The sequence below is a fragment of the Streptomyces sp. SAT1 genome (assembly GCF_001654495.1).
Taxonomy (GTDB): domain Bacteria; phylum Actinomycetota; class Actinomycetes; order Streptomycetales; family Streptomycetaceae; genus Streptomyces; species Streptomyces andamanensis.
Genome location: NZ_CP015849.1, coordinates 1,526,292 through 1,538,497, shown reverse-complemented (window position 1 = coordinate 1,538,497; position 12,206 = coordinate 1,526,292). Strand labels below are relative to the sequence as shown.

Below are 12,206 nucleotides of genomic sequence, written 5' to 3'. Positions count from 1 at the left end.
CCGCTCGTCCCGGTGCGGGGCGAGGGCGGGGCGGCGGCCGTGCCGTGCGGCTACACCGCGGCGGGTGCGGACTCCTCGCGCGCGGGTTCCTCCTGCGCCCTGCCCGCCCGGTCCCGCAGCTCGCGGCGGACCAGGATCAGCCAGCCCACGGGGACGCAGGCGGCGAACAGCCACCACTGGATCGCGTACGGCAGGTTGATGTCGTCCACGCCGATCCAGCTCGTGTCCTCCTTGGGCGACGGGACCGGCTCGGGGCTGCCGCCCTCGGGCGCGGGCGTCGTCAGCTCGACATAGCCGCCCAGCACCGCCGACGCGGAGGGAAGGCCCCGGTCGCGCAGGAGGGCGCCGACCTGCTCGCTGTTGATCAGCATGATCTGGCGGTCCGGCAGCCCCTTGACGTTCTTGATGCCGCTGGCGGCCGTCGTCTGGTCCTGCATCAGCCGCCCGGTGACCGTGAGGTCGCCGGAGGGCGGTGCCGGGATCTTCGGGAAGGCGGACTGCGAGGTGGGTGACGGGACCCAGCCCCGGTTGACGAGGAGGACCTTGCCGTCGTTCGTCACGAACGGCGTCAGGACGTGGTAGCCGACCCGGTCGTCCGCGTTGGTGCGGCGGCGCACCACGAGTTCGTGCGCGGTGTCGAAGTGGCCCTCGGCGGTGACCCGGCGGTAGATGTCGTCGTGCGCGACCTCGCCGCCGACCGAGGTCAGCGACTCCACGGGCACGGGCGGGGCCGCCAGTGAGGCCTCGATCACCTGGTTCAGTGCCTGCCGGTGGTCGTGGCGGTGCAACTGCCAGAAGCCCAGCCAGGCCATCGTCGGGATCAGCGCGATCGCGAAGAGAGTGAGGATCACCCACTGGCGGGTCAACAGGAAGCGGTACACCCCACGACGGTACCTCCCGCGCCACGGTGTGTTTCCGGCAGGGGTGTCCTCGGGCGGCGCCGCGCCCCCGGGCGCGGGGGCGTCCTCAGACACTGTCGACGATGCCGGCCCTCCCCTCGGCACGGGCGCAGTGGCCGCCGCAGTACCAGTGCCCCTCGACCTCGACGCCCTGCCCGATGACCTGGACCCGGCAGTGCTCGCAGATCGGTGCCATGCGGTGGATCGCGCAGGCGAAGCAGTCGAAGACGTGCACGGCGCCCTGGGCGTGCACCTCGAAGGTCATACCGTAGTCATTTCCGCATACTTCACATCTCGCCATGCGCCACAGAGTGAGCCGTGGCCACCGCGCGGGCGAGCGCGCGCCGGGCGCGTCGCCCGGCAATCACCCGTACGCCGCCAATCACCCGTACGCCGTCAGTCGCCGTCCGCGGGCTCCACGTCCCGCAGGAGCTGCCCGAACGCCGCCTCGTCGACCACCGGTGTGCCGTACTGCCGGGCCTTGGCCGTCTTCGACGTGCCCGAGTCCGGGTCGTTGGTGACGAGCAGGCTGGTCAGCCGGGACAGGCTGGTGGCGACATGCAGTCCGGCCTCGGTGGCGCGGTCCTCCAGGAGGTCGCGTTCGACGGAGGTGTCACCGGAGAAAGCCACCCGCATGCCCTGTTTGAGTCGTTTGCCCGCTTCATAGCGCCCCGGGTTGGGGTGGGGGCACGCGGGCCTCTTGCGGGACGGGCGCCAACTCCCCGCGCGGTAGCCGCCGTAGCCGCCCGACTGCTGCCGGGGCACCGGCCGGTCCGACCACTCCGTCAGCGGCCGGCACTCTAGCAGCGGCAGCCGGACACCGCCCGCCGCCGCGGCCCGCAGACTCGGCCGGAACGCCTCCGCCAGGACCCGGGCGTCGTCCAGCGCGTGGTGCGCCCGCTGCTGCACCACGCCGAAGTGCGCGGCCAGCGACTCCAGCTTGTGGTTCGGCAGGGGCAGCCCCAGCTCCTTGGAGAGCGCGATGGTGCACAGCCGCTGCCGCACCGGCGCCTCGCTCTTCGCGCGCGCGTACTCGCGGGCGATCATCTGCCAGTCGAAGACCGCGTTGTGCGCGACGAGCACCCGGTCCGCCAGCCGGGCGGCGAACTCCTCGGCGACGTCCGCGAAGAGCGGCGCGCCCTCCAGCACGTCGCTCGTCAGCCCGTGGATCCACACCGGACCGGGATCGCGCTCCGGATTGACCAGCGTGTACCAGTGGTCCTCGACCTCGCCGCGCGCGTCCAGCCGGTAGACCGCCGCGGAGATGATGCGGTCGTCCCGGGCCAGGCCGGTGGTCTCCACGTCAACGACCGCGTATCCCCGGGGATACGCGGCCGGCCACGGTGTGGGGGAGGGCCCTGCGAGGGTGCGGTCTTCGAGCATGGTCAATGAGGATACGGGCCACGACCGACAGCCCGGTCCCGCAGGTGCCCTCCACGCCGTCCACGCGCCCGCGCGCGGGCGCGTTCCGGCCACCGCGGAGGTGAGACCGCGTCAGGGGCGCCACCGGGGCCGCGCGCGGGCGCGCGCCACTCGCCGCCCGGGTTCGTCCGTACCGGGACGCGGTCGTGCGATCCTCCCTGCTGTGACCGGACCCACGCACGACGAGGCGCACGGCGGGGCGCTCGGCTCCCGCCTCAACTGGCTGCGGGCCGCCGTCCTCGGGGCGAACGACGGCATCGTCTCCACCGCCGGGCTGGTCGTCGGCGTGGCCGGTGCCACGGACTCCCGTACGGCGCTGCTCACCGCCGGGCTGGCCGGCTTGCTGGCCGGTTCGATGTCGATGGCCGCGGGGGAGTACGTGTCGGTGTCCACCCAGCGGGACTCGGAGCGGGCCGCGCTGGCGCAGGAGCGGCGCGAACTGCGTGAGCAGCCGGAGGCCGAACTGCGGGAGCTGACCGAGCTGCTGCGGGCGCGCGGCCTGTCGCACGAGGTGGCCCACGACGCGGCCCGCCAGCTCACCGCCCGGGACGCGCTGCAGGCCCATGCGAGCGTCGAGCTGGGCATCGACCCCGACGCGCTCACCAACCCCTGGCACGCCGCCTGGGCCAGCTTCCTGGCGTTCACGGTGGGCGCGCTGCTGCCGCTGCTGGCGATCGTGCTGCCGCCGCCCGGCCTGCGGCTCGCGATCACCGTCCTCTCCGTCCTCGCCGCCCTCGTCCTCACCGGCTTCAGCAGCGCCCGCCTGGGCGCGGCCCGGCCCGGCCGGGCGGTCCTGCGCAACACGGCCGGCGGCGCCCTGGCCATGGCGGTCACCTACGCGGCGGGCGCCCTGCTCGGCGCGGCGGGGGCGTGACGCCCGGCCCGTCCGCCCCGCCGCCCGCCGCCCCTCGCGGCCGAGCCACCCACCCTCCACGCGCGCGTGCGGCGCGCGAGGACGGGGTGCGGGTGACGCAGGGCATACGGCCGCCCTCCACGCGCGCGTGCGGAGGTGTCGTCGGGACCCGCATCCCGCCCGGCGATGCCCCGCTCGGGCGCGGCCTGTCCGCCCGCCCCGCCCAGACCCCGGCGGAGCGGTCCACGCCCCAGTGGCCCAGTGCCGTGGCCTGTCGACGTCGCCGCTCGTGACGTGACGGGCGGCCGGGCGGGGCGCGGCCCGCTGATCCGGCTGCCCGTCAGGTGCCCGGCACGCCCGCGTACCGGGCACCAGGGAAAGCAGACGCCCGCTGCGCGCCCCGCACGTCCGCGTACCGGCTCACCAGGCGTTGCGTGCCGGGCCGACCGCTCAGCTCCAGTGCGGCGCGTCCGTGCCCCAAGGGCCCGGGGGGCGGGGCCAGGTGGTGGGCCCGTCGGTGAAGGCGAGGGGGGACCGGGCGTGGCGGAGCCTGCCGATCCGGCTGTCGGTCTCGTCGAGCCAGGGGGCGGGACTGTCGTACGGGGCGCCCTGGTCCCGTTCCGGCCCCCGCGCGGCCCCGGGGGCGGCCTCCGTCAGCCAGGCCGCCGTCCGGGCCAGGGCCAGGCGTACGAACCGGCCGCCGCCGTCGTGGGACTGCTCGGTCAGGGCCCGCAGCACCGCCGCCGCCAGCAGATAGCCCGTGCCGTGGTCGAGGGCCTGCGCGGGCAGCGCGCCCGGCTGCCCGTCGCCGCCCTCGGCGGCCGCGATGCCGGTGGCGACCTGTACGAGGCTGTCGAAGCCCCGGCGCCGCGCCCACGGCCCGTACGCGCCCCATGCCGACAGCTCGGCCACGACCAGACCGGGCCGGCGCTCGGCCAGCGCCTCGGGGGAGAGGCCGAACCGGCCCAGGGCACCCGGCCGGTAGCCGGTGACGACGACGTCCGCCCCGGCGAGCAGTTCCTCGAAGGCGGCCCGGTCGGTGGCGAGGTCCAGCGCCGCCGAGCGCTTGCCGAAGCCCGTGTCGGCGTGCTGGTCGGCCAGTTCGGGCAGGTGCGGCGGGTCCACCCGCAGCACGTCCGCGCCGAGGAGGGCGAGCGTGCGGGTGGCGACGGGACCCGCGATGACCCGGGTCAGGTCGAGTACGCGCACTCCGGCGGCGGGCAGCAGCGGGGTGCCGGTGAGGGACGGCAGCACGCGCGCGCGTGCCGTACCGAGCCGCCCGCGCTCGACCAGGGGCCGAGCGGCCAGCTCGGCGTGCTGCGGGTGCGCCGCCCACTCCTCGGGGGTGCGCAGCGCCACCGCGAGACCGCCGGCGGCGTACACGGCCTCCTCGACGTCGAGGGCGGACCGCTCGGCGAGCGCGGACGCGACGGCGGCCACCAGGGCGTCCTGGTCACCGCCCCCGTTCCCGTCCCTGTCCCTGTCCCCGTTCCCGTCCCTGTCCCCGTTCCCGCCGTGACCCTCCCCGGACGGCAGCAGCCCGAGCGCGGACAGCAACCGGGCGCGGTGGTGCGGGTAGTTGGCGTGCGTGCGCACCCAGCCGTCGGCGGTCCGCCAGAACCGTGACAGCGGCGCGAAGGTGACCGGCGCCCGCCCGTCGATCAGCAGATGCCGTTCACTGACGAACGCGGTCGCCAGGGCGCCGTCGTCGACGCGCACCGCGGGCACCTCGGCGAGGGCGGCCCGCCGCGCCGCCAGTTCGGCGGCGGCCAGCGCGCAGGCGCCCACGCACGCGCGTGCCAGGTCCCGTACGGGAAGGCGGGCCGTGAGCGCGCCCTCCCGTTCCACCGTGGTGATCCGCTGCACGAGGCCGGGATCGCCGCCCAGCGCGGACCATGCGAACGAGATGTCGGTCATGACGGCACTATGCACCCCCGGACGGGTGCGTCCCGTCCGGGGGTGCGATCAGTGCCACCGGCGGCGCGGTGCGCCTACCGAGTCACCGTGTCACCGAGTCACCGCGGTCAGCACCGCGTCACCGCGTCACCGCGGCCAGCGCGTTCGCCGTGCCCCAGCCGTAGAAGCCGTTGTGGTTCTTCGGGCCCTTGCACACCGCGTCGATCTTGCCGTCCCCGTCGATGTCGTAGGGGTCGGTGCACGGCGTGGCGTCGGCCTCCGCGTACAGCAGCGCCTTGACCAGGGCGGGCGAGGCGTGCGGATGCGTCGACTTGATGAGGGCGGCCACCCCGGCGACGTGCGGGCTCGCCATCGACGTACCGGCCATGTAGCCCCACGTGCCGCCGGGCAGCGGGCCGAGGATCAGTCCGCTGGTCGCCGGGGCCTGCGGCGTCTGGTACGCCGTCGAGTCGCCGCCCGGCGCGGCGATGTCGATGACCCCGAGGCCGTAGTTGGAGAACGACGACTTGATCCCCTTGGCACCGGTCGCCGCGACCGTGACGACACCCGGCAACTGGGTCGGGATGTCGTAGCACTTGTGCGGGTCGACCGTACGGCTGCCCGGTGTGGAGTCGTTCGGGGAGGCCGGGTCGGTGATCGAGCGGGAGTCGAGGTCGTAGTTCTCGTTGCCGGCCGCCGCGACGTTGACCGTGCCCTTGCGCTCCGCGTACTGCGAGGCCCGCCGGACGGCCGTGACGAGCGCCTTCTGGTCGGGGTCGTCGGCGCAGTTGAAGTACCAGGGGTCGGTGTAGTAGCTGTTGTTGGTGACGTCGACCCCGTGGTCGGCCGCCCACACGAAGCCGCACACCACGGCCTCCGTGTAGAAGAAGCCGTCCGGGTTGCCGACCTTGATGCCGGCCACCTTCACGCCCGGCGCCACACCGGTGATGCCGACGCCGTTCTTGGCGCCCGCGATCTCCCCGGCCACATGGGTGCCGTGCGGGCTCTCGGAGGCGCTGGGCCGCCAGGCGCCGTCCGCGGTGTCCGGCTTGCCGGTGACGCAGTTGACGGAGGCCCGGCGGTCGAAGTTCGGGGCGATGTCGGGGTGGGTGTCGTCCACGCCGGTGTCGATGACGCCGACCGTGACCCTGGAACTGCCGAGCGTCTTCTGGTGCGCCTTGTCCGCCTTGATGGCGGGCAGGTCCCACTGCAACGGCTCCAGCGGGTCCTGCCCGGCGGCGGCCCGGGTCCCCGCACCGGCCAGCTGGGCGGCGGTGAGCGGCGTCGGGGTGCCGGTGTCGGTGGTCGACTGGGCGGGCAGCGGCGCCGTGCGCGTGGCACCGGCCGACTCCACGCCGCGCACCGTGCGGACGGCTCTCGCGAAGTCGGGGTTCGCGGAGTGGACGACGACGACGCCTATGCGGTCGTAGGAGGTCACTATGGTGCCCCCGGCCTTGCCTATCGCCTTCCGCACCTGTGCCGGGACTCCGTACCCGGGACGGACGTTGACGACGTAGCTGAGCGAGGTCGCGTCCGCCTGTGCGGTGCCGGCGGCGGGCGCGGCCGGGGTCGCCGAGGCGGTGGTGCCCGGCAGGAAGGCCAGGGCACCGGCCATGGCCATACCGAGCGGAAGGGCGAGGACGCGGCGAGCGCGCGGCTGAGACGCTGTCATGTGTCTGTCTCTCCAGTGTGTTCGCGGTGGCATGGGTGCAGCGGTGCGCGAGTCGTGCCCGGGTGGCTGCCGCGAGGGTGACGGCTCGCGCCGGTGTTGACGGCGCGGGCCGGCGTGCGCGGGCCCGCGGCCCGGACCGCGCGGCGGACACCGGACGCCGCCGGCGCCGGGTCCGTACGGACGCCGGACACGGCGGCCGGGACGGGCACCGGCCGGACCGCCGGCGTCGGCCGGCGTCCGGAACGCGGACGGACCAAGGGATCTCCCCATCTCCGGGCACGGCACCGCCCGAGCCACGGGTACGGCTCGGGCAGGTACATGACGGGTGGTGCAGGGCGAAACTATCCCGCCACCTCACCGGCCAGCAATGAGTGGGTCATGACTTGTCCAAGGCCACTTGCCGGAAGAACTCATAGGACTTGAACCGGACCTCGCGTGGCGCCGTGGACCTCGGACAGGGGGTCCGAGCACGATCGAGCCCCCGTCGCACCATCCGCGAACCTCCGTATCCGCACACGAGATCCGCACCGAGGAGACAGACGTGGCCACCGAGACACCGCCACCCCCGAAGACCGGGGCGCCCCTTCCCTCCGCCCAGGAGTTCACCACGGTGGCCCAGAGCGCCGAGTTCGGTGAACTGCGCCGCTCCCACCGCTCGTTCGCCTTCCCGCTGACCATCGCCTTCATCGCCTGGTACCTGCTCTACGTGCTGCTGTCCAACTACGCGGGCGGCTTCATGGGCACCCGCCTCTTCGGCAACATCAACGTCGCCCTCGCCCTCGGACTCGCCCAGTTCCTCACCACGTTCCTCATCGCCTGGTGGTACGCGCGGCATGCCGCGGCGAAGCTCGACCCCCAGGCGCAGGAGATCAAGTCCCGGATGGAGGGCGGCGCATGAGCCCCGCGACATATCCCGCGGCCCACACCCTGCTGGCCGCGGGCGGCGCCGCGAGCGAGCACCGGACCCTGATCGTCACGCTGTTCTCGGTGTTCGTCGCCGCGACCCTCGTCATCACCGTGTGGGCCGGCCGCCAGACCAAGGACGCCGCCGACTTCTACGCGGGCGGACGGCAGTTCACCGGCTTCCAGAACGGACTCGCCGTCTCCGGCGACTACATGTCCGCCGCGTCCTTCCTCGGCATCGCCGGCGCCATCGCCCTCTTCGGCTACGACGGCTTCCTGTACTCCATCGGCTTCCTGGTCGCCTGGCTGGTCGCGCTGCTCCTGGTCGCCGAACCGCTGCGCAACTCCGGCCGCTACACCATGGGCGACGTCCTGGCGTACCGCATGCGCCAGCGCCCGGTGCGCACCGCGGCGGGCACCTCCACGATCGTCGTCTCGATCTTCTACCTGCTGGCCCAGATGGCGGGCGCCGGTGTCCTGGTCTCCCTGCTGCTCGGCATCACCAGCGACGCCGGCAAGATCGGCATCGTCGCCCTGGTCGGCGTACTGATGATCGTCTACGTCACCATCGGCGGCATGAAGGGCACCACCTGGGTCCAGATGGTCAAGGCCGTGCTGCTCATGGTGGGCGCGGTCCTGCTGACCTTCCTGGTGCTGCTGAAGTTCGACTTCAACATCTCCGACCTGCTCGGCCGCGCCGCCGACAACAGCGGCAAGGGCGCCGCCTTCCTGGAGCCCGGACTGAAGTACGGCGCGAGCGGCACCACCAAGCTGGACTTCCTCTCGCTCGGCATCGCCCTGGTGCTCGGCACCGCCGGACTGCCGCACATCCTGATCCGCTTCTACACCGTCCCCACCGCCAAGGCCGCCCGCAAGTCCGTGCTCTGGGCGATCGGCCTGATCGGCGTCTTCTACCTGATGACCCTCGCGCTCGGCTTCGGCGCCGCCGCGCTCATCAAGCCGGACGAGATCATCGGCTCCAACAAGGCGGGCAACACCGCGGCCCCGCTGCTCGCGCTGCACCTCGGGGGAGTGGACTCCGACTGGGGTGCCATCCTGCTGGCCTCCATCTCCGCGGTCGCCTTCGCCACGATCCTCGCCGTCGTCGCGGGCCTCACCCTGGCCTCGTCCTCCTCCTTCGCCCACGACATCTACGCCAACGTCATCAAGAAGGGCCGGGCCACCGAGAAGCAGGAACTGGGCGCCGCCCGCTGGGCGACCGTCGGCGTCGGCGCGGTCTCCATCGTCCTGGGCGCCCTCGCCCGCGACCTGAACGTGGCCGGCCTCGTCGCCCTCGCCTTCGCGGTGGCCGCCTCCGCCAACCTGCCCACGATCCTCTACAGCCTGTTCTGGAAGCGGTTCACCACCGCGGGCGCCCTGTGGTCGATCTACGGCGGCCTGGTCACCGCCGTGGGCCTGGTGCTGTTCTCCCCGGTGGTCTCCGGCAAGCCCACGTCGATGTTCCCGGACGTCGACTTCCACTGGTTCCCGCTGGAGAACCCGGGCCTCATCTCCATCCCGGTCGGCTTCCTGCTGGGCGCGGCCGGCACCCTGCTGTCCAAGGAGAAGCCGGACCCCGCCAAGTACGCGGAACTGGAGGTCCGCTCCCTGACGGGCACCGGAGCGCACTGACACGAGCGCACACGAGCGCACTGACGCGAGGGCGCCGACACCCGCGTCCGCGCACCCGGGTACGCCCCGGACCACATCAGGGGCGTACCCCGGCCCGGCGGCCGTGCTGTGGGGATCGTAGAGACCTACGACACGGCCGCCGCGCACGTCGTGGGATCGGGACCGGTGTCGCTGTCGGTCCGGTCACGTAGGCTCGCAGGTGAAGGAAGAAGAGATCGACGGGAAAGCTCGACGGGAAAGCTGGACGCCACCGCCGCCGAAGGATCCGCCGGTCCGCCGACACGCGACGAGGGAGGGGGCCCACGTGCTCATCGACACCTACGGCCGGGTCGCCACCGACCTGAGGGTCTCGCTGACCGACCGGTGCAATCTCCGCTGCACGTACTGCATGCCCGAGGAGGGCCTGCAGTGGCTGGCCAAGCCCGATCTGCTCACCGACGACGAGATCGTCCGGCTGATCGGCATCGCGGTCACCTCCCTGGGCATCGAGGAGGTCCGCTTCACCGGCGGCGAGCCACTGCTGCGCCCCGGCCTGGTGGGCATCGTGGAACGCGTCGCCGCGCTGGAGCCGCGCCCCCAGATGTCCCTCACCACCAACGGCATCGGCCTGCGGCGCACCGCGGCGGCCCTGAAGGCGGCGGGCCTCGACCGGGTCAACGTCTCCCTGGACACCCTGCGCCCCGATGTCTTCAAGACCCTCACCCGCCGCGACCGCCACCGCGACGTCCTCGACGGCCTGCTGGCCGCCCGCGAGGCGGACCTGACCCCGGTGAAGGTGAACTCCGTCCTGATGCCGGGGCTGAACGCCGACGAGGCCCCGGACCTGCTGGCCTGGGCCATGGAGCACGACTACGAACTGCGGTTCATCGAGCAGATGCCCCTGGACGCCCAGCACGGCTGGAAGCGCGAGGGCATGGTCACCGCGGCCGACATCCTGGCCTCCCTGCGCACCCGCTTCGAGCTGACCGCCGAGGGCGTCGACGCGCGCGGCGCGGCGCCCGCCGAGCGCTGGACCGTCGACGGCGGCCCGCACCGGGTGGGGGTCATCGCCTCCGTCACCCGCCCGTTCTGCGCCGCCTGCGACCGCACCCGTCTGACCGCCGACGGGCAGATACGCACCTGTCTGTTCGCCACCGAGGAGACCGATCTGCGCGCGGCCCTGCGCTCGGACGCCCCCGACGAGGAGATCGCCCGTCTGTGGCGGGTGGCGATGTGGGGCAAGAAGGCGGGCGCGGGCCTGGACGACCCGTCGTTCGTCCAGCCGGACCGGCCGATGTCCGCGATCGGCGGCTGACCGGGCCGGACCGCACAGCCCGCCCGCCGCAGGGCCTCAGGGGGAGCCCGGAGGGAGCCGAAGGGCTCAGCTCTCGTGCGCCGCCTGCCACTCGGCCAGCGCGACCACGTCCTTCAGGAACCCGCGCACACCGAGGAACTGCGACAGATGCTCCCGGTGCTCCTCGCACGCCAGCCAGGTCTTGCGCCGCTCCGGCGTGTGGATCTTCGGATTGTTCCAGGCCAGCACCCACACGGCGGCGGCACGGCAGCCCTTGGCGGAGCAGATCGGGGCGGTCTCGTCACTCACAGTTCGTCTCACAGCCACTGCACACAAGGCGACGCCGAGCAGCCACGGGGGGAGCTGCCCGGCGTCGGTCCGTCGCTCCGACGGGGGATGCGGAGCGCGTACGAAGTATGTCACGGGAGACCCGTCGCCCGGGACCGGAACAACACGATTGATCTTGAGCATTTATTGAGATTCGCCTGAAACGGACCACCTCCCGGCCCGCCCGTCGGGGAACGCCGCCGGTCACAGCCCGTCGCGGTGCTCCCGCGCGGATCCGGCCGCGCCCGCCGCCGGATCACGCGCCGTGTCCCCGGCGGCGGACTGCGTCAAGTCGTCGCTCCCGAAGGCGCCGTGCGCGCCGTCCCGCGGACCACCGCCCGCGCCGTCCCCGGTGCCGCTCCGCGTGCCGCCCTGAGCGCTGTCGCGTGCGCCGCCCCGGGTGCCGCCCCGGGTGCCGCTCCGAGTGCCGTCCTGGGCGCTGTCCCGTCCGCCGTCCTGCGCCGTGCGCGGCGGCGAGATCATCGGCTTCAGCGGTGCGGTCACGAACGTCGACGGCAGCCGCGGCGCGTTCTCCCGCCCGGCGTTGGCGATCACCACGGCGATGTAGGGCAGCGCCGCGCCGAGCACCAGGGCCACGATCGCCACGTACCGCTGGACGTCCCACAGCACCACCGCGAGCAGAACCGCCACCGTACGGACCGCCATGGAGATGACGTACCGGCGCTGCCGGCCGCGCACGTCCTCCTGGAGGCCCGTGCGGGCTCCCGTGATCCGGAACACCTCGGCGCCGCCACCGCCATGCTGCTTGCGCATCGCATTTCCACCATTCGCCCGCATCGGACAGTCCCCCGGCCCGTTCCGGCTCCCGGCCGGTCGGGGACACCGGCCCGCACTTCCTCGACGTCCACGGTACGCCGCGGGCACCGCGCCGACGAGGCCGGGGCGCCCTTCTGCCTGCGCGAACGACCCGGGCGGCGGTGTTCGAGGTGCGCCGCAGGGTGGACCGGCCGACACTGGCGGTGATGCTCATGTCGAGCGGGACGAGGAGGCAGCCATGGGCTGGTTGTGGGCGATCATCGTGGGTTTCGTGCTCGGCCTGATCGCCAAGGCGGTCATTCCCGGAAAGCAGCACAGTCCGCTCTGGCTGACCACCATCTTCGGCATGCTCGGCGCCATCGCGGGCAACGCGGTCGCACGGGCGGCCGGTGTCGCGTCCACCCGCGGCATCGACTGGACCCGGCACATCTTCCAGCTCGTCGCCGCGATCATCATCGTCTTCGTCGGCGACATGCTGTACATGGCGCTGTGGGGCAACAAGCACCGGCGCCGCGAACGGGCGTGAGACGCGCGGGGCGGTTCCCGGGACCC

Annotated in this window: 12 protein-coding genes; 5 read left to right on the top strand and 7 right to left on the bottom strand. The window is 73.4% G+C overall.

The window, feature by feature from the left end; all coding sequences use genetic code 11:
* Positions 1–50 precede the first annotated feature (50 nt).
* From A8713_RS06730 to A8713_RS06720, 3 genes are all read right to left on the bottom strand, one after another.
* Positions 51–881: an SURF1 family cytochrome oxidase biogenesis protein gene (locus tag A8713_RS06730; protein ID WP_064532159.1), complete on the bottom strand. Its 831-nt coding sequence runs from the start codon at positions 879–881 to the stop codon at positions 51–53.
* 85 nt (positions 882–966) lie between these two features.
* On the bottom strand, positions 967–1,200 hold the full coding sequence (locus A8713_RS06725; RefSeq protein ID WP_079158860.1) for a hypothetical protein: 234 nt from the start codon (positions 1,198–1,200) through the stop codon (positions 967–969).
* Between the two features lie 95 nt (positions 1,201–1,295).
* Entirely contained in the window at positions 1,296–2,282 is a 987-nt protein-coding gene (locus A8713_RS06720) for a DEDDh family exonuclease (RefSeq protein WP_079158859.1), read from the bottom strand.
* A 202-nt stretch (positions 2,283–2,484) separates the two neighbouring features.
* On the opposite strand from A8713_RS06720, the gene A8713_RS06715 reads away from it, so the two are divergent.
* A complete protein-coding gene (locus tag A8713_RS06715; protein ID WP_064532154.1) occupies positions 2,485–3,195 on the top strand; it encodes a VIT1/CCC1 transporter family protein in 711 nt (236 codons plus the stop codon).
* A 429-nt stretch (positions 3,196–3,624) separates the two neighbouring features.
* Here the strand turns inward: A8713_RS06715 and A8713_RS06710 are convergent, their stop codons facing one another.
* Together A8713_RS06710 and A8713_RS06705 are read right to left on the bottom strand one after the other, a co-directional pair.
* The gene (locus A8713_RS06710) at positions 3,625–5,091 is read right to left on the bottom strand and encodes a CoA transferase (protein WP_064532152.1); all 1,467 of its coding nucleotides are present in this window, start codon (positions 5,089–5,091) and stop codon (positions 3,625–3,627) included.
* Positions 5,092–5,209: 118 nt separating this feature from the next.
* A complete protein-coding gene (locus tag A8713_RS06705) occupies positions 5,210–6,742 on the bottom strand; it encodes a S8 family serine peptidase (RefSeq protein WP_064532150.1) in 1,533 nt (510 codons plus the stop codon).
* Between the two features lie 541 nt (positions 6,743–7,283).
* Here A8713_RS06705 and A8713_RS06700 point away from each other — a divergent pair.
* From A8713_RS06700 to moaA, 3 genes are all read left to right on the top strand, one after another.
* On the top strand, positions 7,284–7,640 hold the full coding sequence (locus A8713_RS06700; RefSeq protein WP_064532148.1) for a DUF485 domain-containing protein: 357 nt from the start codon (positions 7,284–7,286) through the stop codon (positions 7,638–7,640).
* Entirely contained in the window at positions 7,637–9,277 is a 1,641-nt protein-coding gene (locus A8713_RS06695; protein ID WP_064532146.1) for a solute symporter family protein, read from the top strand. Before A8713_RS06700 ends, A8713_RS06695 begins: the two co-directional genes overlap by 4 nt.
* 304 nt (positions 9,278–9,581) lie before the next feature.
* Complete coding sequence (gene moaA, locus A8713_RS06690; RefSeq protein ID WP_064532144.1) at positions 9,582–10,571, top strand: GTP 3',8-cyclase MoaA; 990 nt, start codon at positions 9,582–9,584, stop codon at positions 10,569–10,571.
* 66 nt (positions 10,572–10,637) lie between these two features.
* Here the strand turns inward: moaA and A8713_RS06685 are convergent, their stop codons facing one another.
* Positions 10,638–10,859, bottom strand: coding sequence for a hypothetical protein (locus tag A8713_RS06685; protein ID WP_064532142.1), 222 nt, complete (start codon positions 10,857–10,859; stop codon positions 10,638–10,640).
* Positions 10,860–11,081: 222 nt separating this feature from the next.
* Complete coding sequence (locus A8713_RS34880) at positions 11,082–11,651, bottom strand: DUF3099 domain-containing protein (RefSeq protein ID WP_064532141.1); 570 nt, start codon at positions 11,649–11,651, stop codon at positions 11,082–11,084.
* Positions 11,652–11,892: 241 nt separating this feature from the next.
* On the opposite strand from A8713_RS34880, the gene A8713_RS06675 reads away from it, so the two are divergent.
* On the top strand, positions 11,893–12,180 hold the full coding sequence (locus A8713_RS06675) for a GlsB/YeaQ/YmgE family stress response membrane protein (protein ID WP_064532140.1): 288 nt from the start codon (positions 11,893–11,895) through the stop codon (positions 12,178–12,180).
* Positions 12,181–12,206 lie beyond the last annotated feature (26 nt).